Origin of the sequence: Halalkalibacter lacteus (genome assembly GCF_036663595.1) — a bacterium.
Classification (GTDB): Bacteria; Bacillota; Bacilli; order Bacillales; family Bacillaceae_D; genus Halalkalibacter; species Halalkalibacter lacteus.
Genome location: NZ_JAWRVL010000033.1, coordinates 1 through 21,787 on the forward strand (window position 1 = coordinate 1; position 21,787 = coordinate 21,787).

Sequence of the window (21,787 nt, forward strand, 5' to 3'; positions counted from 1 at the left end):
TGGTAGAGCATCTGACTTTTAATCAGAGGGTCGAAGGTTCGAATCCTTCATGGCTCACCATTTAAGATGTTTTTGTAAAAACATCAATTATATGCGGGTGTGGCGGAATTGGCAGACGCGCTAGACTTAGGATCTAGTGTCTTATGACGTGGGGGTTCGACTCCCTTCACCCGCATTTATTAAAAAACCATACATTTTTGTATGGTTTTTTTGTGTTTATTTTTTTGAGTCAGTGTTCGACTCTTTTTCGGGAACAGGATCTATGCCACCAGGATGGTAAGGGTGGCACTTACTAATTCGTTTAATTGTTAACCAAGTCCCTTTAAGTGCCCCAAAACGAACAATTGCCTCGAAACCATAATGGGAACAGGTCGGATAAAATCGACATGTTGGTGGTTTTAATGGTGATATAACTCGCTGATAAATTTGAATGATAAACAATAAAATAGCTTTCATAGTGAAAAAGCCAACCTTTCAAAAAAAATTTTAAAATTGAGAAGGAAATATGTAATACGATGTCTAATTATAACAAATATCCAAAAGAAAGGAGGATTAGAAAGCATTACGTTTTAATCTCCCATCCCAATTTCTAAAACCCCGTATCAAAAATTCCTCTGAGGTGATGAAAATTGAAAAATGAAAAAGGCTTTACTCTCATTGAAATGTTAGTTGTTCTAATGATCATTTCCGTATTATTACTCATTGCTGTTCCGAATATGATGAAAAATAATGATGTTGCTGCTACTAAAGGCTGTGAAGCAACCATTAAATTATTACAATCCCAAGTCTATGCCTATAATCTCGAGAATGAAAATCCATTGGACGAACTTGGAACTTTGAAACAACAAAAATTTGTAGATACTATTTCTTGTCCTGATGGAACGTCTTTGACACTAGAAGGCGGAATAGTTACTACAGTAGAAGAATAATAACAATGAATCAGCGCCAATCAGGCTACACCCTTATCGAATTACTCGTAACACTCTCCATTCTCTCGATCATATTGCTCATTCCATCCATTGTTTTACCCAACTTATCTAATTCGTCACATGAAGCGGACCTAATCGCACAACAATTGAAAGAAGAAATTCAGCTTGCTCAACATGTTGCTATGTCTAATGGACGTGAAGTATTCGTACGCTTAGACAATCGTACAAAAGAGTGTATCATACGTTTTGGAATATATGAAGTATACTCGATAACCCCGTTTCAACATCCAGATATGGCGGTAGAAACGATTAGCTTGGAGCCTTCATCAATAGCGTTTCTTCCTAATGGTCATCCGAAGAGGTCGGGTTCATTTCTTCTTTGTATTGGGAAACATCGTTATCAATATACTGTTTACTTAGGGAAAGGGATGATCTCATATAAGAAAATCTGAAGGGTTTACTTTGATAGAAGTACTAAGTGCTTTAACTTTCTTAATGCTGTTTAGTGCTTCTATCTTTCCTATTTTAACGATCGTTTACGAAGAAAGGCTAGCTATTCGTGAGGAAGAAAAAGTGCTGTATGAGTTAGAAGAAACAATACACCATTACATCTCCACTTCAACTATAAAAATGAGCAGTGATGAAGCAATAGTTATAAATAGTGAGGTAGTCGATAATGAATTCGTTCGAATTTGCGCTGAATGGGTCGCAATAAATGGGAGGATGTATGAACGTTGTTTGTTGGCTTCGAAATAAAAAGGGGTTTACCTTGATTGAAATGCTGATCGTGTTGTCACTCTTCTTCGTAATTGTTTCTTTTTTTCCTATGCTAATGAAAACAGTATCGAGTGGCTATCAAATTCAAATGGTCTCTTCTCAACAAGTGACTACATTTTTTAATCACCTTGCCCATGACATTAGAGAAGCTGTTAAAGTTGAGGTCGATGAAAATGGGTTAGTTCTAACAAAATCAAACGAAGACAAGTTTAGAATTGAATTACTTCCGTCAAACCAAATCAGACGAACTAGAAACGGACAAGGTCATGTTCTGCTTCTTGAACAAGTTACGATTTTTTCTTGTTCCACTTCATTACAGGTAGTACATTGCCAAGTTGAGCTAAATAGTGGATACAGCGCAAAGAAGTCAATCCTCATACCATATGGTCGGAAAGGAGAGGAAGAGTGAGAATCCGAGAGGAACAGGGATTTATTTATCCTCTAACAATGCTCATTTGTTTATTAATGGTTCCAATTGTTTTACACCAAATGAATTTGTACTTGAAAGAAAAACGATTTATCTATGAACAAGAAAGGTTACTGCAAGTTGAATCACTCCTTCAAGTTGGAATGAAAGAATTTCTAAGGAATGAGCAAGAACCCACTCTAGATGAAACGATCACTTATTTTTATAATTTTGACAAAATAACATTTACAGTACATGATTACAAAGATGGAGTTAGTTTTATTTCAGTGAAAGTTCAGTTAGAGTCAGGACATGAACGTATAGCAGGTTTTCATTATGATTGGACCAATTCAACGGTTGATTATTATTGGGAGGTTTCAGATAGTGTTTCACTTTTGATACTTGACGGGAAAGAACTGTTGAAAAAACGAATGGGTAAAATAAAATTGATCATAGTATAAGAATCGTGCTTAAATTGTAGCAATGTGGGCATACTAGCTGCTAGATACGACCGAGGTGATTGCGATGTCCTTAAATGATTATGTCAAATTCTTAACGCAGCAAGCTGTAAGGAGAATGGACCAACCAAAAGAAGAAAGGCGAACGAGAAGAGAGGAACGTCGGGCAGAACGGCAGCCACTTTCGACCCAAGCCTTTGGGATGATTCCATTAGGTATTTCTTTGTTTTGGAGAAAAAGAAAAAAGAAGAAACCGCGAAGAAGTTAGTGCGAGGGTATGTCATAGACATAGCTTCGCTTTTGTCTTTTTTGTTGAAATAGATAACAAGTCATTTCTTTGCTCTTATAACTGTACTATAATGGAAGGAGTATGGGAGGTTTGGGAGTGAGTAATATGGACCAAGACACACTGAAGATAACAAATGTATTGTCAGATCCGACACGTTTTTCTATTTATCAATATATTTCAAAATTACATGGAAACGTGACTGTGCAAGAAATTGCCGATCAATTTAACATACACCCAAATGTTGCACGTCTACACTTAACAAAGTTAGAAGATGTAAAGATGATCGTCTCTGAAACTCAAAAAACCGGTAAAGGGGGTCGCCCTAGCCGTGTTTATAAGCTCTCTGATGAAGTGATTCAACTGCAGTTTCCCTATAGAGATTATGAACGTCTAGCTAAAATGTCGTTAGAGTCATTAATTGAATTAGGCGATATTGGTTTAGAAGCTTTAAAGAAAGTTGGTTACAAGTATGGGCGAGAAAGTGCAGAGTTGTATGTTAGACAATTTCAATTTGATGTAACAAATTCTACAATGGAAGAAAAAGTTAGAATGATTGAACAAGTTGCAATTAACCAAGGTTTGAATCCTGAGATTAATTATTTTGTAGAAAAGGAAGAAATTGAGTTTAGTATTTACAATTGTACGTTTAAAGAATTAATGTCTGAGAACTCTGTTTCATTATGTTCGATGCATCATGAATTATTTAAAGGCATTTTTTCATTCTTTCTTGGAGAACATATTCTTAAGGACAATATGAAATTAACAGACCCACAAGCGAAAGCATGTTCTTACTCAGTGGTGAAATTATAGTCTTTTATTACAGACACAGTTTTGCCATTGTAATAGGCATTTACAGTGAAGAGGTTGTCGTATATAATAAGGCTGTAATCTAACATTTGATATCCTAAGCAAATAATGCCATACAGGCAAAAATTTGTGTGTGAAGGAGGGAAACACAAATGGATCGTATGTATCGTGTTCTAGCGTTTTGGACAGGTATTTTTGCTGTTCTGTTCTTTGCTGGACATATGTATAATGTAGCACTTTTATTCTTTGCACAAACAGGAGCATTATTAGCTCTAAGCTATCTAAACTTATCTGAGCGTGTGTATATTTACATTTTCGGTGCCTATTTAACGATTTTCTTCGTAGGCTTTACGTATTACTCGACGTTCTTGTTAGTACCAAGTTTTGGTGGACATTAAGCTTTTTGGTACATAAGCGCAAAAGTAAACCGCTTCCTTTCTTTAAGGGCGGTTTACTTTTTATTGTAGTTAAATACTATTGATATTGATATAGTGATAAGCTGTTTATAAAATATAGTTAGATTGAAAAGCCTTTAATCGGGAGTCCCCCTCCCTTTAATGTCTTACATCAATACGATTTACTCTCCTAAAGACCCCAACAATGATTGAAGGTCTTTTATTGCAAAAAATAAAAAAGGGGAGTTTTTCCCCTTTTTAAACAACCTCGAATTCGCTGTGCCATTAACCTTAGTCTAGGCTTGCTTTTGTTACTGTAACTCCCTCATTTAAAACCCGGTTAAGAAGGGGTTCCCATCCATTTCACTTCCAACTGTTGTAGTTGGTCCATGACCACAAGCAACAATCGTTTCCTCAGGTAATTCAAGTAGTTTTTTATGAATGCTATCTAATAATTGGTTATGATTTCCACCTGGTAAATCGGTTCGTCCAATGCTTTGGGCAAATAAAGCATCTCCAGAAAAAACAATGGCTTCCTCTTCAATAAAATAAGAAACACTTCCAGGTGAGTGCCCTGGTGTTTCAAATATAGAAAATGCAAAAGTTCCAATTGTAAGAGTTTGCTCTTTGTCAATAATATAATCAGCCGGCCTTACTGTTATGGCGTTCTCTCCCATAAATCGAGCAGAGCCATTTTTGTTCGCGTCTAACAACCAATCTTGTTCATGATGATGAATATAGACTGGGCAAGCAAATTCATCTCGTACTTCATCAACGGCACCAATATGATCAAAATGAGCATGAGTTAACAAGATAGCTAGCGGTTTAAGTGATTGTGATTTGATCCATTGAACAAAGGCAGCTCCGTCACCACCTGGGTCAACAATGATCGCTTCATTGGCTTCGTTTTGCAGCACATAAGCATTTGTTTGCAAAGGGCCAAGTGGAAGTTGTGTCCATTTCATATAATTACCTCCAAATAAGTTTGTAATCTTATCATACAATACGAGGAGCTACTCGACAAACGCTAAAAAAAAGAGTAAAATAAATGAAAAATGCCCAACATACTTGTTAAGGGCAATTGTACTAGCTTCGTCAAATTTAAAGCTGACAACGTTATCAAGTGGCTTTATAATAGGACTAGTTAAGCTTGGTTCTTAGTTTTACATAAGGAGGGGAAGTCAGTATGATCTTATCTATCATACTTTTAGTTGTCGCACTATTGAGTGCTTTTGCGCTTGTTCGTGAACTTCGCAGAAAAAACTTTTTTGCAGTCGGATTTGCTGGAATCTCATTTGTTGTATTTGGCTGGTTTGCAGTTGCAACAATTATTTCAATCATTACAACAGGCGGGGGCGCACCCACTGCTCACTAAGATCACTTTTGAAAAAAGGCAAACTACATTTTGTAGTTTGCCTTTTTTCGGTAGGTAGAAAACATAAAAGCTTATTTCCTCATCAGGGAAGAGTTTTGAAATAAGATGTCTTTTGAAAGCGATCTGGCGGAGGCCAAGTTTTTATAATCTAAAATACTTGCTGTTGTATGTAAAACATGCCTCCGTTAATGATGGCTACATGAATATTAGGTTCATATTGTTCTTGTAATGCTTGTTTTTCGACATGATAACTTTCAGGCTTTTCTTCTTCATCTTCATAAAATTTTTCAAGTAATGCCAAGTCAGCGTTCCATCTGTCGATTGCTTCTTCAGCCCATAGTTTATCTTCATTTTCAACATAGGTTTGGACCATTTTTTGTAGACGGATTAATCCACTATGGACAGTGATTAATGGTGATAGTTTAAAGCAGAAGTCTGGGATAGTAGGTGTAAGGTCCTTTTGCCGAATCTTCTCATAAAACTGTGGCACAATTTGACCGTGAATTAAATTTAACCCAAGTGATAACAATACATCTTTTTTTCGATCACATTGAAAGGATACTTTTACGTTCAGACAAAGCCAAGGCTGCAAGGGGATTGATTGTCTTCCTGATGCATTAAGGTTCTCGTAAAGCCGGATATAACCACCAAGCTCACGGGTAGATGCGAATAATTGATGTAGGCGAGGTGCCCCAAAGTGAATTTGTTCCCCACCTAAATCTTCAGGTACCTTGTTTTGATCCGTTATAAAAGTCACTTGCATTGGCCGTGGCTCTCCCCCTGTTTTCTCAAGGTAATGCCAGTAAAAAGGACGGTTCATTAATAATTTGTCAAGCTCAATTGATAGTTGGACTTTTACGTAACTTGAATCATTTTCGATAATAGGACTATCATTCGCTACAAAATAACGTTCTAAAAAATCATGAACTTGAGGCTGTTGCATCGACTGAATCCTCCTCACTAGACTTTGCAGCTTCTTCAGCTGCATCATTCATAATTGCGGCAAGATGGTCAAACTTAATTCGCATCTCTCCTTCTGAGTCTGATTGTAGAAGAATATCCTGAACATGTTCTTCAACAGAAGGAAGGTTTATTTTCGTTAAAATGTCATCTAGTTCGCCTATTACCGCTTCAAATAGATGGATTTTTTCATATAGTAATTTAAGAATGTGTTGCTCCACGGTATTCGTAACCGCAAAATTGTAAATGCGAACATCTTCTTTTTGTCCTAAGCGATGGATTCGACCGATTCTCTGTTCAATCCGCATTGGATTCCATGGTAGGTCATAGTTAATAATATGACTGCAAAATTGTAAATTAATCCCCTCTCCTCCTGCTTCCGTTGCGATTAAGACTTGTGCGTGGTTTTGGAAAAGTTGACGCATCCAATCTTTCTTCCCACGTTTAAAACCACCTCGAAATGGTACAGAAGAAATTCCATTCTGTTTTAAATACCATTGTAAATACAATTGAGTTGCCCGATATTCAGTGAAAATAATCACTTTCCCGTCAATCTTTTTAATAAGTTCAAGTGCTTTTTCTGCTTTAGCATGTCCATCGATCTCACCAATCTTATTTAACAGCCTTTCTGCATCAATCAGAGTACGACCATCAGCATGAGCACGTTCAACCATGTTCTTTAACGTCATGAACGCGGCTTCTCGACTACTACAAAGTTCTCTTTTTAAGGTGAGTAAAGCAAAGTGGCTTGAACCATCTTTTAATTGCTCAATTTCGTTATAAAAAGCGCGTTCAGATTCACTGAAATCAATGGGAATTGTTTCGACAATTCGTTTTGTCCACTCAATTCCTGTTTCTTCACGGCGATTACGGACCATTACTTTGTTTACTAATTCTTTCAACTTCTCTTCATTTTTAGGGGATCGTTTATTTGAACGATACTCTTGTTCAAATGATGTAATATCTCCTAGGTGACCAGGTTTTAAAAGTGAAACCAAGTTGAAAATTTCTTCTAATTTGTTCTGTACAGGTGTTGCTGTAAGCAAGAGACAGAATTTCTTTTTTAGATGCTTTATGAACTCGTAATTTTTTGTTTTAGGGTTTTTTAGTTTGTGTGCCTCATCAATAATCACTAAATCATAAGGTTGGTCAAGAACAATATCTCGATGTGGTTGCCTTTTTGCTGTGTCAATTGAAGCAACAACAACATCACATTGCTCCCACACATAAGATTTTCGTTGTGCAACAGCAGGGATATGAAATTTCGTATTTAATTCAATTGCCCATTGAGAAACAAGAGATGCTGGGACGAGAATTAATACTTTTTTTACTAGGCCACGAATCATGTACTCTTTTAAAATTAGACCTGCTTCAATTGTTTTGCCAAGCCCCACTTCATCAGCTAAAATGGCTTTGCCATTCATCTGCTCAATGACGGTATTGGCTACCTCAATCTGATGAGGAAATGGCTCTAACTGTGGCAAATGTTTTGGAGCTTGTAAACCATGAAACTCAGGAATGATTTGATGCTCCTCGGCTTCATATGCAAGTTTAAAGAGTTCCCAATTAGCCCACGGTCCATCTTGTTCTAACCGATCCTTAAAGGTGTCTGACCATTCTTGGTCAAAATGGATATCAATATTCATTTCATATCATCCTCTCGAACAACTTTGCGTCTATATCCGAATAAAAATACGAGAAATCTATAAAATAATCAGATTTCAGAAATAAATAGTTGCCTATGACCGTACATCTTGGTAGGATAATAATATAAATCCGAACTACTTAAATGACCACATTTTTAGATGCTTATACATGTAGTATGTACCAAATATTCAAATTCATGAGTGTCATTCCTTAACAATTGAATAAATTGCGGATGAGAATAAGGGGAGAGCTTGCAAGTACGTTTGCAACGCCGAAGGAGCAAGTGTTTAGATAAGGTGTTATCGACGCGAATCTCTCAGGCAAAAAGACTCTTATTTGACGCAGCTCTGGAGAGCGCTCGAGTATAGAGCCACCTACGAAGACACTATATTCAGGTGTTTTGAATATAGGAAACTTTCTGGTTTCAGGACAGAGTTATACACAATCGTGTATAACTCTGTCCTTTTTTGTTTTATTTTAAAAAGAATTTGTAAGACTATAAGATAGGAAAGTCTAAGGAGGTCTTTATAAATGTCAAAATTAATGAGAACACCGTTATTTGAACAATATAAAAAAAATGGAGCGAAAACAATTGATTTTGGAGGGTGGGATCTTCCGGTTCAATTCTCAAGCATCAAGGATGAGCACGAAGCAGTTCGTACAAGAGCTGGATTATTTGATGTTTCGCATATGGGGGAAGTAGAAGTAAAAGGCCAGCAAGCCCTTTCCTATCTGCAAAAGCTAATGACAAATGATGTATCCAAACTGGTTGATGGTCAAGCTCAATATACAGCGATGTGCTATGAAGATGGAGGGACAGTAGATGACCTTCTCATTTATCGAAAGGCAGAGGACGATTATTTGCTTGTTATTAATGCCTCAAATATAGAGAAAGATGTAACGTGGATGAAACAACACCTTATAGAAGAGGTTTCAATAGTCAATGTTTCTAGCAATATTGCGCAAATAGCGATCCAGGGCCCCCTTGCCGAGCAAATTTTACAAAAGCAAACGTCTTATGACTTGTCTTCCATTCGATTCTTTCGTTTTGCAGATCAAGTTAATATTGCAGGTGTGAAGACACTTGTATCTAGAACAGGCTATACGGGTGAAGATGGCTTTGAGCTTTATTGTAACGATGTGGAAGCTTCAGAGCTTTGGAGCTCCTTACTCGAAGCAGGAGAACCTGCGGGGCTCGTTCCTTGTGGGCTTGGAGCACGTGATACTTTGCGATTTGAAGCGAGACTTCCGCTTTATGGGCAAGAGTTAACAAAAGATATTTCACCATTAGAGGCTGGAATTGGATTTGCCGTTAAAGTGAATAAAGATGTTGATTTTATTGGGAAAGAGGCTTTAAAGAAACAGAAGGAAGAAGGACTCTCAAGAAAACTTGTTGGAATTGAGATGATTGAGAAAGGAATTCCGCGTACAGGTTACGAGGTTTTTGTCAATGAAGAGCAAGTTGGTTTTATCACGACTGGAACGCAGTCGCCAACGTTAAAGAAAAATGTTGGTCTTGCGGTGATTGATCTTGATTACACCGCTATTGGAACAGAAGTAGAAGTGCAAGTTCGAAAAAAACGTTTAAAAGCAAAAGTTGTTCAAACACCATTCTATAAGAAGGCGTAGGGGGAAATCGATATGAATCACCGCTATTTACCAATGACAGCAACCGATCAAAAAGAAATGCTTGAGACGATTGGTGCCCAGTCAATTGAAGATTTGTTTTCTGATATTCCGAAAGAAATTCGTTTTAGTGGAGAAATGAAACTAAAGGAAGCGTTAAAAGAACCAGAACTTATTTCTTATTTTCAGGGGCTAGCGAACAAGAATGTCTCAATCAAACAAACGCCATCATTTTTAGGGGCTGGTGTATATGAGCATTACATTCCATCAATTGTTGATCATGTCATTTCTCGTTCTGAGTTTTATACAGCTTATACTCCTTATCAGCCAGAAATTTCACAAGGGGAACTTCAAGCTATTTTTGAATTTCAAACAATGATTTGTGAACTAACAGGAATGGATCTGGCTAACTCATCTATGTATGATGGTCCGACTGCTCTTGCTGAAGCTGCGATGCTTAGTGCGGGGCAAACGAAAAAGAAGACAATTTTAGTGTCTAAGGCAGTACATCCAGAAGCACGTGCTGTATTGCAAACAAACGCAATAGGTCAGCGTTTAAATGTGATTGAGATTGATACTGACAATGGTGTGACTAATTTGAAACAATTGCAAGAGATATATGGTGAGGACACAGCTTGTGTTGTTGTGCAACATCCAAACTTCTATGGGAACCTTGAACCGTTAGCAGAATTAGAAACGATTACACATAGTGATAAAGCGATGTTTGTTGTATCAAGTAATCCGTTAGCACTAGGTTTGCTTAAGCCTCCTGGAGAGTTTGGTGCTGATATCGTTGTTGGTGATGCTCAGACATTTGGTATAGCGACACAATTTGGCGGGCCGCATTGTGGGTATTTTGCAACAACGAAGAAGTTAATGCGGAAAGTCCCTGGTCGTTTAGTAGGACAAACAACGGATGAGCATGGTCAGAGAGGCTTTGTTCTAACCCTGCAGGCACGGGAACAACATATTAGACGTGAAAAAGCGACATCCAATATTTGTTCAAACCAAGCTCTAAATGCATTAGCAGCTTCTGTAGCAATGAGCGCGATTGGGAAAAAAGGTGTAAAGGAAATGGCTTATCAGAATGTTCAAAAAGCAGCTTATATGAAAATGCAGTTGAAAGAACAAGGCGTGGAAGTCGTTTCGGCACAACCAACATTTAATGAGTTTGTAATTAATGTGAAAAGACCAGTATCAGAAGTAAATGAGAGCTTACTCGCAAAAGGGTTCATTGGAGGATATGACTTAGGTCGTGACGATGATTCCCTAGCAGGTCAAATGCTACTCGCTGTTACGGAAGTACGAACAAAAGCAGAGATAGATACTTTTGCCAAGGAATTGGGGGCTTTATTATGATGACAAAAGACCAACCACTAATCTTTGAACGCACTAAACCAGGACGAGTTGGACATAGCTTGCCGACACTAGACATTGAGGAGCAAGCAATTGAGGAATTAATTCCTAGTGAATTTTTACGTGGTGCAGAGCCTGAGCTACCAGAAGTTTCAGAGCTTGAGATCATGCGTCATTACACAGCGTTATCCAAGCGTAACCACGGAGTCGATTCAGGCTTTTATCCACTTGGTTCTTGTACAATGAAATATAATCCAAAGATCAATGAAAATGTGGCACGTTTTGAAGGGTTAGCCCATATTCATCCATATCAACCAATTGAACAAGTACAAGGCGCGATGGAATTGCTTTATGAGCTTCAAACATCACTTGCTGAAATTACAGGTATGGATGAAGTCACACTCCAACCCGCAGCTGGTGCACATGGTGAGTGGACGGGATTGATGATGATTCGTGCATATCACGAAGCAAATGGAGATTTTCAACGCACGAAGGTAATCGTACCTGATTCGGCTCATGGAACAAATCCAGCTTCAGCGACCGTTGCTGGTTTTGGATCGGTTACCGTACGTACAGATGAGAATGGTCTTGTTGATTTAGCTCATTTGCGTGAAGTTGTTGGCGAAGATACTGCAGCCCTTATGCTAACGAATCCAAATACACTTGGCTTATTTGAGAGCGATATTGTTGAAATGGCACAAATCATTCATGAAGCGGGTGGAAAGCTTTATTATGATGGTGCTAACTCAAATGCAATTCTAGGTATTGCAAGACCAGGAGATATGGGCTTTGATGTGGTTCATTTGAATTTGCATAAAACCTTTACAGGTCCACATGGTGGCGGGGGACCAGGGTCAGGTCCAGTTGGAGTGAAGAAGGATCTTATTCCTTATTTGCCAAAACCAACTATTATAAAGCGTACTGATGGTGTGTATGACTTTGATTATAATCGCCCGCAATCAATCGGACGTGTAAAACCGTATTACGGAAACTATGGAATTAACGTTCGAGCATATACTTATATTCGTACAATGGGTCCAGACGGTTTGCGTAAAGTATCTGAATATGCCGTATTAAATGCAAATTATATGATGCGTAGACTCGAGCCCCATTTTGATTTACCGTACACGCAACATTGTAAGCATGAGTTTGTTATTTCAGGACGTCGTCAAAAGAAACTCGGTGTAAGGACACTTGATATTGCAAAACGCTTATTGGATTTTGGTTACCATCCACCGACCATCTACTTCCCGATAAATGTAGAGGAATGTATGATGATTGAGCCGACTGAAACAGAGTCGAAAGAGACATTAGATGAATTCATTGATGCGATGATTCAGATCGCACGTGAAGCAGAGGAGAATCCAGAGGTTGTTCAAGAGGCTCCTCACACGACTGTTATTTCTAGATTAGATGAGACGACAGCAGCTAGAAAGCCAATTTTAAAATATGAAAAAGCCTGAGCATTTGCTCAAGCTTCGATAAGTATAAAATTTGAGTGAATTCAATGAAGTATGAATGTTTACTGAGAGAAGGCAATGGCTTCTCTCGCTGCGCGTCGGATGACAAGAAAACCACTTGTCGTCCGACTTTAAAAAATGCAGCGGTCCGCATTGCTTCGAGCTAGTTGCAAAAGGGAAAGTCGTCCTTTGGCAACTAGCTCTTCTTCTTTATCTTACCTGACCATTTTTTAAATCCACCTTTTAGATGTGATATGTCATCTGTGCCGCGTTTCTTTTTGATCATTTGGGCAGCTTGTCTGCTACGTGCACCTGATTGGCAATATAGGTAAACCGGTTGATCGTTACGAACTTCATTGATTCGTTGACGAAGTTGCGACATTGGGATGTTACGAGCACCTAGAATGTGACCCCCGTCAAATTCGCGAGGTTCGCGAACATCAATCAATTGTGCTTTTCGATAGCCTTTAATAAAGTCTTCTTGTGTTAATGTTTTTAAATATTTTGGATTATAAAAGCGCTTATACAATGTATACGCCACCAATCCAAGTAGAATAAGCCATAAGTATTCCATAGGTTAGTCTCTACACTCCTTTACGTACTTCCGTCATGATATATTATAATAGCCGTGGGACAAATACGCAATAAGGTAACTAGGCAAATGGCTTGGCTAGGAACAAGCTGTTTGATAGAATGACAAGAATAATACGTAGAAAGAAGCGATGTATGATGAAGGAAACATGGCGTTACATTGATTCAGGAGACTGCTCTCCTGCTTATAATATGGCTTTAGATGAAGCCTTACTTAATTGGCATAGTAAGGGGCTCATTCCGCCGACCATTCGTTTTTACGGCTGGAATCCAGCAACTTTGTCAATTGGTTATTTTCAAAAGGTGGAAAAAGAAATCAATATGGACAAGGTTCGTGAATATGGCTTAGGTTTTGTTCGAAGACCTACTGGAGGGCGAGGAGTTTTACATGACATAGAGTTAACGTATAGTGTTATTGTCTCTGAAGAATATCCAGAAATGCCTAAAACTGTTACAGAGGCTTATCGAGTTATTTCAGAAGGAATTTTGGAAGGCTTTAAAGATGTAGGATTAGAGGCCTATTTTTCTATCCCACGTACAGATGAAGAGAAAAGTGCTCTGAAAAATCCACGCTCAGCCGTTTGCTTTGATGCACCATCTTGGTATGAACTTGTTGTGGAAGGGCGCAAAGTTGCAGGAAGTGCGCAAACGAGACAAAAGGGAGTCATTTTGCAACATGGGTCGATTATTTTAGATATTGATGAGGATAAATTGTTTGATTTATTTAAGTATTCTAGTGACCGGTTACGTGAGCGAATGCAAAAGAATTTTAAAAATAAAGCGGTTGCGATTAACGCATTACGAAGTGAACCTTTAACAATGGATGAAGCAAAGGCTGCATTTAAGAGAGGGTTTGAAAATGGTTTAAATATTAATTTAGAACCATACATGCTAACAAAAGAGGAAGAAGAAATTGTTAAGAAAATAGCAAGAGAGCGATATGCCAATGATGAATGGAATTTCAGAAAATAAATCTGGATGGCTTGTTAAGAGAGAGGTTATTCAAAAAGGTTAAAAACGACTTTTTTGAATAACCTCTTTCATATGACTAGGCTTTCGGTAATAGTTCCTTGAACTTCGTTTGGAGGTCTTTAGTCACTGCTCCAATTTCGAACGTTGTTGATAATTGTCCTCTTACAGATTTTATCGGAGCAATTTCAACGGATGTACTAGAAATAAAAGCTTCATCTGCATGTTCAAGAACGTCAACTGGGAAAGGCTCTTCAACTACTGAATAATTATGCCGCTTGGCTAAGTCAATAATGAGTTGTCTTGTAATCCCGTTTAAAATTAGATTTGTTGCAGGGTGAGTATATAGCACCTTATCTTTAACAAGGAACAGATTCGATGAGGAACCTTCTGTAATCGTACCATTACGATGTAGAATGGCTTCATGGCAATCATTATCTGAAGCCTCTCGTTTAACCATAACATTTCCTAATAAATTGATTGTTTTAATATCGCAACGGAGCCAGCGTATATCATCAGTTAGCCAAACGTCAATGCCATTTTTCTGGGTATTTTCAAGGTTTTGAGCTACCTGTGTAAATGCTGTGAAAACTGGAGTTGACTCTCTGCTATATAGGTGATTACGTGGTTCAACACCGCGAGTGAATTGGAAATAAACAAGACCATTTTGAATCGCATTTTTTTCAATTAATGAATGGATCAATTTAACTATTTTTTCTTTTGGAAAAACTAGTGGAATATCTAGTTTCTTTAAGCTTGAAAATAGACGCGCTATATGCTCGTCCATTGCAAATGGACTTCCTTCATATACTTTTACAACTTCATAAACGCCATCACCAAAATAATAACCGCGGTCATCTAAATCAAGCGTAGCTTCTTTTTTCGGTATAAGTGTTTCATTTTGGATAATATATTCCATCACGATTCCTCCAGCTTTTATAATATAAGTATTGGTTGGATTCTATACAAAGCACGTTACTAGAATATCATAAAGTTTGAGCAACCACGAAAAATTTTGTCAATCATTTTTACCTTGCTCAGCAAACAATGATCGAACATGCACTTGAAACCATCTTTATTAAAGCAAGAGACAAATTCATTCAAAATAACGTAAAAAAACGGATAAAATTCTACTAAACTCGTTAATGCTTCTTTTTTTGATCCATTGCAAAGTTGACAAACTGCATCGAAATAGAATTAGACACAATATATGGTGTATTAAAAATAAAAATGAGCACAATATATTGAATCTGATATGATTCTTGTGGTAAGCTTACCCAAGAATCATGTATATGGATAAGCAAAACGATTTCTTATATCAAATAGATAAACGAAATTAATAATAGATTTCCATGAGAAAGAGGAGGAGAGGCGAATGGCAATGACGATGTCGAATGTAATGCGCCTAAATGTCGAAAAATTAAATGAGGATATTGAACAGTTTTCACAAGTTCATCCTATTATGAGTGATATGCATATAACGAAAAAGGGTGTATCAAGACTAGTTATGTTAGACCGTTATACGTTTAAAGATACGGAAAAGAAAACATTAAAAGAAGGAGATTTTGTAGTCTTAACAGTAAAAGACGACCCGAAGTTCCCGGCGCGTGGTTATGGGTTTGTCATTGAGTTAGACCGATTAAAGAATCAAGCAAAGGTACTAGTGGACGAGGATTTTCGTGGAGTACTTGAGGGCGATGAAGCGGAAAGTGGCGTCGTATCACGTTCACTTGATACGATTGAAAAGCCCCTTGAACTTTATTATGAACAAATTGCAAAACGTAATGCCACAGGTCTTGCATCAGTAGAAACAACTGAAGAAAAAAGACAAGAAGCATTTGAACAATTTTACGAGCAACTGGTTTCAATGAATTTTATTCCAGCAGGTCGTGTGTTATACGGTGCAGGTGCTGAGACAGACGTGACTTATTTCAACTGTTATGTTATGCCGTATGTACAAGATTCACGCGAAGGAATTTCAGAGCACCGTAAGCAAGTGATGGAGATTATGAGTCGCGGTGGGGGCGTCGGTACAAACGGTTCTACATTAAGACCTCGCAATACACTCGCTCGTGGAGTGAACGGAAAATCATCTGGATCTGTTTCATGGCTTGATGATATTGCAAAGCTAACGCATCTTGTTGAGCAAGGTGGATCAAGACGTGGTGCTCAAATGATTATGCTTTCTGACTGGCACCCTGACATTTTAGAGTTTATTATTTCTAAAATGCAAAATCCGCGTATTTTACGTTTCTTACTAGAAAATACAAACGATGAACACATTCAAAAGCTCGTGAAAGACAAGCTTTCTTTTACGCCATTAAGTGCAGTAGAAGAGTCTATGTACCAAGGAATTGTTAACTATAAGACAATTGCCGGCCATGGTGGATTTGATCAAAAAGTTATTCAAGATGCAGAAGAAAAGCTGCGAGTTGGCGGAACGTATTCTGTTAACAACGCTGAATTTTTAACAGGCGCTAACATTTCTGTATGTTTAACAAAAGAATTCATGGAAGCTGTTGAAAATGATGAAGAGTATGCTCTTCGCTTTCCGGATGTTGAAAATTACACGGAAGAAGAAATGGATACTTACAATAAAAAATGGCATGAAATTGGTGATGTACGGGAGTGGAAAGAGTTAGGATACGGTGTTAGAACATATCGTATCTTAAAAGCGAAAGAGTTATGGAACTTGATTAACATTTGTGCCACGTACAGCGCAGAACCGGGCATTTTCTTTATTGACAATGCTAATGACAAAACAAATGCGAAAGCCTACGGACAAAAAGTCGTCGCGACAAATCCATGTGGTGAACAACCTCTTGCTCCATATTCAGTATGTAATTTAGCCGCGATCAACTTAGCGGAAATGGCCAATAAAGAAACAAAGGAAATTGACTTTGCAAAATTACAAAAAAGTGTTGAAGTCGGTGTGCGTATGCAAGACAATGTCATCGATGCAACTCCTTACTTCTTAGAGGATAATACGACGCAAGCAAAAGGTGAGCGCCGTGTTGGTTTAGGTGTAATGGGACTTCATGATCTATTGATTTATTGTGAATCAGTGTATGGATCAGAGAGTGGAAATCAGCTTGTTGATCAAGTGTTTGAGACAATTGCAACAACCGCATATCGTACAAGTATTGAGCTGGCGAAAGAAAAAGGAAGTTTTCCTTTCTTAGAAGGATCTACAGCTGAAGAAACAGCAGAATTACGAAACGCGTTCATTAACACTGGGTACATGAAGGACATGCCTGAAGATATCCGCCAAGGCATTTTAGAGCATGGTATCCGTAACTCTCACTTACTGACGGTTGCCCCTACAGGAAGTACGGGAACAATGGTAGGTGTGTCGACGGGTCTTGAGCCATATTTCTCTTTCTCTTACTTCCGTAGTGGAAGACTTGGAAAGTTTATTGAAGTAAAAGCAGGTATAGTAGAAGAGTATTTACAAGCAAATCCTGGTGCGGATGAAAATCAACTACCAGAGTGGTTTATTTCGACAATGGAGCTTTCACCAGAAGCACATGCTGATGTCCAATGTATTATTCAACGTTGGGTAGATAGCTCTCTTTCAAAAACCGTAAACGCACCTCGTGGTTATACTGTAGAACAGGTTCAAGGCGTTTATGAGCGTTTATACCGTGGTGGTGCAAAAGGTGGTACGGTATATGTAGATGGAAGTCGTGATGCGCAAGTTCTATCCTTAAAAGCGGAAGAAAACCGCTTTGATGACGAGTCTACACAAACGGAATCAAAGAAGAAAGTGGTCCTAATCGATACGATTTCTGAAGTGAGATCAACAAATGTAATGATTGGATCAGAAGTTGGGAATACTTGTCCTGTTTGTCGTGAAGGCCAAGTTGAAGATATTGGCGGTTGTAATACATGCACAAGCTGTGGTGCACAGTTGAAGTGTGGTCTGTAAGAGCATAAGATAAGGGAACGGATGTAACTTCAGTTAATGATCGATGCTAGAAATAAGGCCTAAATCGCCTAGATTTAGGCCTTATTTCGCGTTCGTTAATTAAGTCACTCTTTTGAACCGCCTCTTTTACTAGTAAATGGCAGGGTGAATTATTAAGATGTGCACAAGCTATATAAAAAGAGGAGTGTACGTTTGATGAGAGCATTTCAACCACAATTGATTTACATAGAACCTGGTGCATTAGAATATCCACTAGGTCGTGAATTAAAAAGTAAATTTGAGAAAGAAGGAGTGGAGATTAGAGAAACTACTTCACATAATCAAGTCCGAAACATTCCGGGGAATAATGAATTACAACAATATCGAAATGCGAAATCTACACTTGTGATTGGCGTGCGCAAAACATTGAAATTTGATACATCCAAACCTTCTGCAGAATATGCACTGCCACTTGCAACAGGCTGTATGGGACATTGCCATTATTGTTACTTACAGACGACGCTTGGAAATAAACCATATATCCGAACCTATGTAAATTTAGAAGAAATATTTGATGCAGCAGATCAATACATTAAAGAACGAGCCCCTGAAATCACTCGTTTTGAAGCGGCATGTACGTCTGATGTTGTTGGTATTGATCACTTAACTCATTCTTTAAAAAAGACAATTGAGCATATGGGCCAAACAGAGTTAGGTCGCTTACGCTTTGTAACAAAATATCATCATGTTGATCATTTACTTGATGTTAAACATAATGGAAATACTCGTTTTCGATTTAGCGTGAATTCTGATTATGTTATTAAACAATTTGAACCAGGAACATCCTCTTTTTTAGAAAGAATAGAAGCTGCGGGTAAAGTCGCAAAAGCAGACTATCCATTAGGGTTTATCGTTGCTCCATTAATTTTGCATGACGATTGGAAAACAGGATACTACGAACTATTTGAACGATTAGAGGCAATTTTGCCACTGTATGCGCAGAAAGATCTGACATTTGAATTAATACAACATCGCTATACAAAAACTGCGAAAAATATTATTCAAAAACGTTATCCTAAATCGAAACTTGAAATGAATGAAGAAGAAAGAAAATATAAATGGGGTAGATACGGACGTGGTAAGTATGTTTATCAAGACGAGCAAGCAGGAGAATTAAAAGGTACAATCCAAACCTATATTGATCGCTTCTTCCCAGAAGCAAAAATAGAATACTTCACTTAAAGTTGGACAAGTTATTGTCCTCTTCCTATATTCTGGTGTAGAATAAAACTGTTGCACATTTTTAGTAGCATTTGGAATGTGACAGAATAGGTATATAATACAGTAACTTTTTGTATTGGAACCGGTAATAGCCAATGAACAGGCTTAATTGGCGAAAAAATGGAGGGGACACTATGCCAACACCTAGTATGGAAGATTATTTAGAGAGAATTTACATGTTGATTGAGGAGAAAGGTTATGCAAGGGTCTCCGATATCGCAGAGGCATTAGAAGTCCATCCTTCATCAGTGACAAAAATGGTTCAAAAACTGGATAAGAGTGAATATTTAATATATGAAAGATATCGCGGACTGGTACTAACAGCTAAAGGAAAGAAAATAGGAAAGAGACTTGTCTATCGCCATGAACTTCTAGAGGATTTTATGAGACTTATAGGCGTTGATAAAGCCCATATTTATCAAGATGTTGAAGGAATTGAGCATCACCTTAGCTGGGATGCAATTGATCGAATTGGAGATCTAGTTCAGTATTTTGAAGAACAAGAACAACGAGTAGCTGAACTAAGAGGCATTCAAAAACGCAATGAAGAAGAGGAATCATAAGAGAAAACACCCGCTACGTAGTGGGTGTTTTCTTTAAGTGCACAAGCGCAACTTCAGAGAAAAAGCTGTTTTGTCCTTCCTGTGCAATTCATTTGTTAATCCACGTGAGAAAGCTGAATGTTCGGTGTTTAAAAAATGATTTCACTGTGTTCTGTTTTTGATATTGCAGATAGGTTATCGCTCCGTTAAAGGACTTTGCGGGAGGCGTCCTTCTCTAAAATTTCTAGGGACGTCCTGCTTTGATGTTGACATATGGTTAAAGTAGGAGGCGATTTCTGATGAAAGTTGATGGGGTGTTTGCAGGTGGGGGAGTGAAGGCTTTTGCGTTTGTTGGAGCGCTGCAAGTAATGGAGGAAAAAGGGTATGAGTTTGAGCGCTTAGCTGGAACGAGTGCAGGGTCCATTGTTGCCGCACTTATAAAAGTCGGTTATAGCAGTGAGGATATATTTACGATGCTAGATGATTTGGATGTTGAGTCATTTAAAGATGAGCGGATGTCGCTCCTCCCATTTTCACTTGCGAAGTGGGTGCATCTGTATTTTCGTCTAGGATTATACAAGGGGAATGAGTTAGAATTGTGGCTGAAAAAAGTACTTGAAGCAAAAGGCGTTCGTACATTTGGTGATTTGCCTCAAGGGTCTTTACGAATTATTGCATCTGACTTATCAAAAGGAAAGTTACTTGTTCTACCAGAGGATTTGAGAAAATATGGTGTAATCCCTGAAAAATTCCCTGTTGCAAGAGCTGTGCGAATGAGCTGCAGTATTCCATTTTTCTTTGAACCAGTCAAAATATATGACCGTGCAAGTGGGGGAAAACCGTCTTATGTTGTGGATGGGGGAATACTTAGTAACTTTCCAATGTGGTTATTTATGGATGGGAACATGAAGAAATGGAGACGACCTGCTATTGGGTTTCAATTAACCCCTGAATTAAGTGAAATGCCTGCAAATAAAATAAACAATGCAGTTGAGATGTTTCGAGCTTTATTCGAAACGATGAGTTCAGCACATGATAGTAAATATATCGATCAAGATCACGCTCGTAACATTGTATTTCTCCCTGTTCTGGATGTGAAGGCAACTGATTTTGAGTTAACAGATGAGCAAAAGGAAAATCTTATCGTATTAGGGAGGGAAGAGACGAATCACTTTTTGAAGAATTGGACCTACTAAAAAGAGCCTATCTCAAAAGGGTCGGACCCCGACTAGACAGCGCAATATACGGGGGTTAGATCTTTTGTGGAGACCCCATATATTCATTCTAGGGGTCAGACCCTTAGGTTTTGAGTTAGCCTCTCTTAAAAGAAAGCTCTGTTCTTTTTTTTGTTTTTCTTGCCTTCTATGACAGTTAAATTATGGTCTTCTCGTCGACGTTTTGGGCGGGAAGGCTTCTTTTTAGCACTAACGACATTTGTTGATTTAGGTTTAAACGCTGCCGTTTTTGCAGGAGAAGTTTGGCGTTTCGTACTAGTCCGCTTTGCTTTACGAAGTTGTGCCCGATTTGGCCCCGATTGTGATGGGAAAAGGGGAGTTCCATATCTCCGCGCCATAAACCAACGATAAACAAGAAAGATTACAGCGATAAAACCTGCCATCATAAGGATTCGAGTTAAAAATCCTAAAGGGTTATATAATAATTCGTAACCAAGTCCTATAATAGCAAAAACAAGAACAGCAGGTATGATGTATTTCATGATCGAACGCATTTGTCTGCACCTCCAAAAAGTAATGACGATCAAAGGCTACACAATTTCTGTTAATGGTAAATTTTGTTCAAATTTTTAATCACTTTATGTTCAGCGCCGTGTTTATAAAAACACGACGAATTAGTGGGGATAATGAAATCGGTAAATCTAACTTAAAAGTGGTAGGCGTTTAATCAAATTTTGCTTCCCGACAAACGTGACACCTTCTACTAATGCTTACCTGGCATAATAGATTTTGATTAAATGATTAAAGTGAAATAATGACACGAGCCTATCTAATACT

24 protein-coding genes, 1 tRNA gene and 1 riboswitch are annotated in these 21,787 nt (G+C 38.1%); of the genes, 18 read left to right on the plus strand and 7 right to left on the minus strand.

Going from position 1 to position 21,787, the window contains the following annotated elements:
• Positions 1-93: 93 nt before the first annotated feature.
• Positions 94-175: transfer RNA gene (locus tag SAZ04_RS18265), tRNA-Leu, on the plus strand.
• A 41-nt stretch (positions 176-216) separates the two neighbouring features.
• On the opposite strand, the gene yidD is transcribed toward SAZ04_RS18265, so the two are convergent.
• Positions 217-456 carry a membrane protein insertion efficiency factor YidD gene (gene yidD / locus SAZ04_RS18270; protein ID WP_332697907.1) on the minus strand — a complete coding sequence of 80 codons (240 nt, stop codon included), beginning with the start codon at positions 454-456 and terminating at the stop codon, positions 217-219.
• A gap of 173 nt (positions 457-629) precedes the next feature.
• Here yidD and comGC point away from each other — a divergent pair, with 173 nt between their 5' ends.
• The 8 genes from comGC to SAZ04_RS18310 all read left to right on the plus strand — a co-directional run bounded on the left by comGC (position 630) and on the right by SAZ04_RS18310 (position 4,064).
• The gene (gene comGC, locus SAZ04_RS18275; protein ID WP_332697909.1) at positions 630-929 is read left to right on the plus strand and encodes a competence type IV pilus major pilin ComGC; all 300 of its coding nucleotides are present in this window, start codon (positions 630-632) and stop codon (positions 927-929) included.
• Between the two features lie 5 nt (positions 930-934).
• Complete coding sequence (gene comGD / locus SAZ04_RS18280) at positions 935-1,381, plus strand: competence type IV pilus minor pilin ComGD (protein WP_332697911.1); 447 nt, start codon at positions 935-937, stop codon at positions 1,379-1,381.
• A 10-nt stretch (positions 1,382-1,391) separates the two neighbouring features.
• Positions 1,392-1,685, plus strand: coding sequence for a hypothetical protein (locus SAZ04_RS18285; RefSeq protein ID WP_332697913.1), 294 nt, complete (start codon positions 1,392-1,394; stop codon positions 1,683-1,685).
• Positions 1,657-2,115, plus strand: a complete 459-nt coding sequence (gene comGF, locus SAZ04_RS18290) for a competence type IV pilus minor pilin ComGF (RefSeq protein WP_332697915.1) — start codon at positions 1,657-1,659, stop codon at positions 2,113-2,115. Before SAZ04_RS18285 ends, comGF begins: the two co-directional genes overlap by 29 nt.
• Positions 2,112-2,573, plus strand: coding sequence for a competence type IV pilus minor pilin ComGG (gene comGG / locus SAZ04_RS18295; protein WP_332697917.1), 462 nt, complete (start codon positions 2,112-2,114; stop codon positions 2,571-2,573). Before comGF ends, comGG begins: the two co-directional genes overlap by 4 nt.
• A gap of 64 nt (positions 2,574-2,637) precedes the next feature.
• Positions 2,638-2,838, plus strand: a complete 201-nt coding sequence (locus SAZ04_RS18300; protein ID WP_332697919.1) for a YqzE family protein — start codon at positions 2,638-2,640, stop codon at positions 2,836-2,838.
• 126 nt (positions 2,839-2,964) lie between these two features.
• Complete coding sequence (locus SAZ04_RS18305; protein WP_332697975.1) at positions 2,965-3,669, plus strand: helix-turn-helix transcriptional regulator; 705 nt, start codon at positions 2,965-2,967, stop codon at positions 3,667-3,669.
• 149 nt (positions 3,670-3,818) lie between these two features.
• On the plus strand, positions 3,819-4,064 hold the full coding sequence (locus tag SAZ04_RS18310) for a DUF2626 domain-containing protein (protein WP_332697921.1): 246 nt from the start codon (positions 3,819-3,821) through the stop codon (positions 4,062-4,064).
• A 326-nt stretch (positions 4,065-4,390) separates the two neighbouring features.
• On the opposite strand, the gene SAZ04_RS18315 is transcribed toward SAZ04_RS18310, so the two are convergent.
• Positions 4,391-5,026: an MBL fold metallo-hydrolase gene (locus SAZ04_RS18315; RefSeq protein ID WP_332697923.1), complete on the minus strand. Its 636-nt coding sequence runs from the start codon at positions 5,024-5,026 to the stop codon at positions 4,391-4,393.
• A gap of 221 nt (positions 5,027-5,247) precedes the next feature.
• Here SAZ04_RS18315 and SAZ04_RS18320 point away from each other — a divergent pair, with 221 nt between their 5' ends.
• Positions 5,248-5,436, plus strand: a complete 189-nt coding sequence (locus tag SAZ04_RS18320; RefSeq protein ID WP_332697925.1) for a DUF2759 domain-containing protein — start codon at positions 5,248-5,250, stop codon at positions 5,434-5,436.
• A gap of 148 nt (positions 5,437-5,584) precedes the next feature.
• Here SAZ04_RS18320 and SAZ04_RS18325 read toward each other — a convergent pair whose 3' ends face one another.
• Together SAZ04_RS18325 and SAZ04_RS18330 are read right to left on the minus strand one after the other, a co-directional pair.
• Positions 5,585-6,379, minus strand: coding sequence for a YqhG family protein (locus SAZ04_RS18325; RefSeq protein WP_332697927.1), 795 nt, complete (start codon positions 6,377-6,379; stop codon positions 5,585-5,587).
• A complete protein-coding gene (locus SAZ04_RS18330) occupies positions 6,357-8,042 on the minus strand; it encodes a DEAD/DEAH box helicase (protein WP_332697929.1) in 1,686 nt (561 codons plus the stop codon). Before SAZ04_RS18330 ends, SAZ04_RS18325 begins: the two co-directional genes overlap by 23 nt.
• A gap of 233 nt (positions 8,043-8,275) precedes the next feature.
• A riboswitch (glycine riboswitch) is annotated at positions 8,276-8,385 on the plus strand.
• A 189-nt stretch (positions 8,386-8,574) separates the two neighbouring features.
• On the opposite strand from SAZ04_RS18330, the gene gcvT reads away from it, so the two are divergent.
• From gcvT to gcvPB, 3 genes are read left to right on the plus strand one after another with little or no spacing between them, the layout of a single operon-like run.
• On the plus strand, positions 8,575-9,672 hold the full coding sequence (gcvT, locus tag SAZ04_RS18335) for a glycine cleavage system aminomethyltransferase GcvT (protein WP_332697931.1): 1,098 nt from the start codon (positions 8,575-8,577) through the stop codon (positions 9,670-9,672).
• A gap of 12 nt (positions 9,673-9,684) precedes the next feature.
• Positions 9,685-11,028, plus strand: coding sequence for an aminomethyl-transferring glycine dehydrogenase subunit GcvPA (gene gcvPA / locus SAZ04_RS18340; protein WP_332697933.1), 1,344 nt, complete (start codon positions 9,685-9,687; stop codon positions 11,026-11,028).
• Complete coding sequence (gene gcvPB / locus SAZ04_RS18345) at positions 11,025-12,488, plus strand: aminomethyl-transferring glycine dehydrogenase subunit GcvPB (protein ID WP_332697935.1); 1,464 nt, start codon at positions 11,025-11,027, stop codon at positions 12,486-12,488. The genes gcvPA and gcvPB overlap by 4 nt, the downstream gene beginning before the upstream one ends.
• 193 nt (positions 12,489-12,681) lie before the next feature.
• Here the strand turns inward: gcvPB and SAZ04_RS18350 are convergent, their stop codons facing one another.
• Positions 12,682-13,059 carry a rhodanese-like domain-containing protein gene (locus SAZ04_RS18350; protein ID WP_332697937.1) on the minus strand — a complete coding sequence of 126 codons (378 nt, stop codon included), beginning with the start codon at positions 13,057-13,059 and terminating at the stop codon, positions 12,682-12,684.
• 152 nt (positions 13,060-13,211) lie between these two features.
• Here SAZ04_RS18350 and SAZ04_RS18355 point away from each other — a divergent pair, with 152 nt between their 5' ends.
• Positions 13,212-14,048 carry a lipoate--protein ligase family protein gene (locus SAZ04_RS18355; protein WP_332697977.1) on the plus strand — a complete coding sequence of 279 codons (837 nt, stop codon included), beginning with the start codon at positions 13,212-13,214 and terminating at the stop codon, positions 14,046-14,048.
• 76 nt (positions 14,049-14,124) lie between these two features.
• On the opposite strand, the gene dat is transcribed toward SAZ04_RS18355, so the two are convergent.
• Positions 14,125-14,964 carry a D-amino-acid transaminase gene (dat, locus tag SAZ04_RS18360; protein WP_332697938.1) on the minus strand — a complete coding sequence of 280 codons (840 nt, stop codon included), beginning with the start codon at positions 14,962-14,964 and terminating at the stop codon, positions 14,125-14,127.
• 456 nt (positions 14,965-15,420) lie between these two features.
• Between dat and SAZ04_RS18365 the strand changes: the two genes are divergently transcribed.
• The 4 genes from SAZ04_RS18365 (at position 15,421) to SAZ04_RS18380 (ending at position 20,971) form a co-directional block, all read left to right on the plus strand.
• On the plus strand, positions 15,421-17,973 hold the full coding sequence (locus tag SAZ04_RS18365; RefSeq protein WP_332697939.1) for a vitamin B12-dependent ribonucleotide reductase: 2,553 nt from the start codon (positions 15,421-15,423) through the stop codon (positions 17,971-17,973).
• A 195-nt stretch (positions 17,974-18,168) separates the two neighbouring features.
• On the plus strand, positions 18,169-19,194 hold the full coding sequence (gene splB / locus SAZ04_RS18370) for a spore photoproduct lyase (protein WP_431309031.1): 1,026 nt from the start codon (positions 18,169-18,171) through the stop codon (positions 19,192-19,194).
• Positions 19,195-19,367: 173 nt separating this feature from the next.
• On the plus strand, positions 19,368-19,796 hold the full coding sequence (gene mntR, locus SAZ04_RS18375) for a transcriptional regulator MntR (protein WP_332697941.1): 429 nt from the start codon (positions 19,368-19,370) through the stop codon (positions 19,794-19,796).
• A 278-nt stretch (positions 19,797-20,074) separates the two neighbouring features.
• A complete protein-coding gene (locus SAZ04_RS18380) occupies positions 20,075-20,971 on the plus strand; it encodes a patatin-like phospholipase family protein (protein ID WP_332697943.1) in 897 nt (298 codons plus the stop codon).
• Between the two features lie 125 nt (positions 20,972-21,096).
• Here SAZ04_RS18380 and SAZ04_RS18385 read toward each other — a convergent pair whose 3' ends face one another.
• On the minus strand, positions 21,097-21,504 hold the full coding sequence (locus tag SAZ04_RS18385; protein WP_332697945.1) for an SA1362 family protein: 408 nt from the start codon (positions 21,502-21,504) through the stop codon (positions 21,097-21,099).
• Positions 21,505-21,787 lie beyond the last annotated feature (283 nt).

What these genes read in the sequence shown, in the direction of transcription:
- yidD (WP_332697907.1), bottom strand. Translation starts at nt 456, where the DNA reads ATGAAAGCTATTTTATTGTTTATCATTCAAATTTATCAGCGAGTTATA.
- comGD (WP_332697911.1), top strand. Translation starts at nt 935, where the DNA reads ATGAATCAGCGCCAATCAGGCTACACCCTTATCGAATTACTCGTAACA.
- comGF (WP_332697915.1), top strand. Translation starts at nt 1,657, where the DNA reads ATGAACGTTGTTTGTTGGCTTCGAAATAAAAAGGGGTTTACCTTGATT.
- SAZ04_RS18300 (WP_332697919.1), top strand. Translation starts at nt 2,638, where the DNA reads ATGTCCTTAAATGATTATGTCAAATTCTTAACGCAGCAAGCTGTAAGG.
- SAZ04_RS18305 (WP_332697975.1), top strand. Translation starts at nt 2,965, where the DNA reads ATGGACCAAGACACACTGAAGATAACAAATGTATTGTCAGATCCGACA.
- SAZ04_RS18310 (WP_332697921.1), top strand. Translation starts at nt 3,819, where the DNA reads ATGGATCGTATGTATCGTGTTCTAGCGTTTTGGACAGGTATTTTTGCT.
- SAZ04_RS18315 (WP_332697923.1), bottom strand. Translation starts at nt 5,026, where the DNA reads ATGAAATGGACACAACTTCCACTTGGCCCTTTGCAAACAAATGCTTAT.
- SAZ04_RS18320 (WP_332697925.1), top strand. Translation starts at nt 5,248, where the DNA reads ATGATCTTATCTATCATACTTTTAGTTGTCGCACTATTGAGTGCTTTT.
- SAZ04_RS18325 (WP_332697927.1), bottom strand. Translation starts at nt 6,379, where the DNA reads ATGCAACAGCCTCAAGTTCATGATTTTTTAGAACGTTATTTTGTAGCG.
- SAZ04_RS18330 (WP_332697929.1), bottom strand. Translation starts at nt 8,042, where the DNA reads ATGAATATTGATATCCATTTTGACCAAGAATGGTCAGACACCTTTAAG.
- gcvT (WP_332697931.1), top strand. Translation starts at nt 8,575, where the DNA reads ATGTCAAAATTAATGAGAACACCGTTATTTGAACAATATAAAAAAAAT.
- gcvPA (WP_332697933.1), top strand. Translation starts at nt 9,685, where the DNA reads ATGAATCACCGCTATTTACCAATGACAGCAACCGATCAAAAAGAAATG.
- gcvPB (WP_332697935.1), top strand. Translation starts at nt 11,025, where the DNA reads ATGATGACAAAAGACCAACCACTAATCTTTGAACGCACTAAACCAGGA.
- SAZ04_RS18350 (WP_332697937.1), bottom strand. Translation starts at nt 13,059, where the DNA reads ATGGAATACTTATGGCTTATTCTACTTGGATTGGTGGCGTATACATTG.
- SAZ04_RS18355 (WP_332697977.1), top strand. Translation starts at nt 13,212, where the DNA reads ATGATGAAGGAAACATGGCGTTACATTGATTCAGGAGACTGCTCTCCT.
- dat (WP_332697938.1), bottom strand. Translation starts at nt 14,964, where the DNA reads ATGGAATATATTATCCAAAATGAAACACTTATACCGAAAAAAGAAGCT.
- SAZ04_RS18365 (WP_332697939.1), top strand. Translation starts at nt 15,421, where the DNA reads ATGGCAATGACGATGTCGAATGTAATGCGCCTAAATGTCGAAAAATTA.
- splB (WP_431309031.1), top strand. Translation starts at nt 18,169, where the DNA reads ATGAGAGCATTTCAACCACAATTGATTTACATAGAACCTGGTGCATTA.
- mntR (WP_332697941.1), top strand. Translation starts at nt 19,368, where the DNA reads ATGCCAACACCTAGTATGGAAGATTATTTAGAGAGAATTTACATGTTG.
- SAZ04_RS18380 (WP_332697943.1), top strand. Translation starts at nt 20,075, where the DNA reads ATGAAAGTTGATGGGGTGTTTGCAGGTGGGGGAGTGAAGGCTTTTGCG.
- SAZ04_RS18385 (WP_332697945.1), bottom strand. Translation starts at nt 21,504, where the DNA reads ATGCGTTCGATCATGAAATACATCATACCTGCTGTTCTTGTTTTTGCT.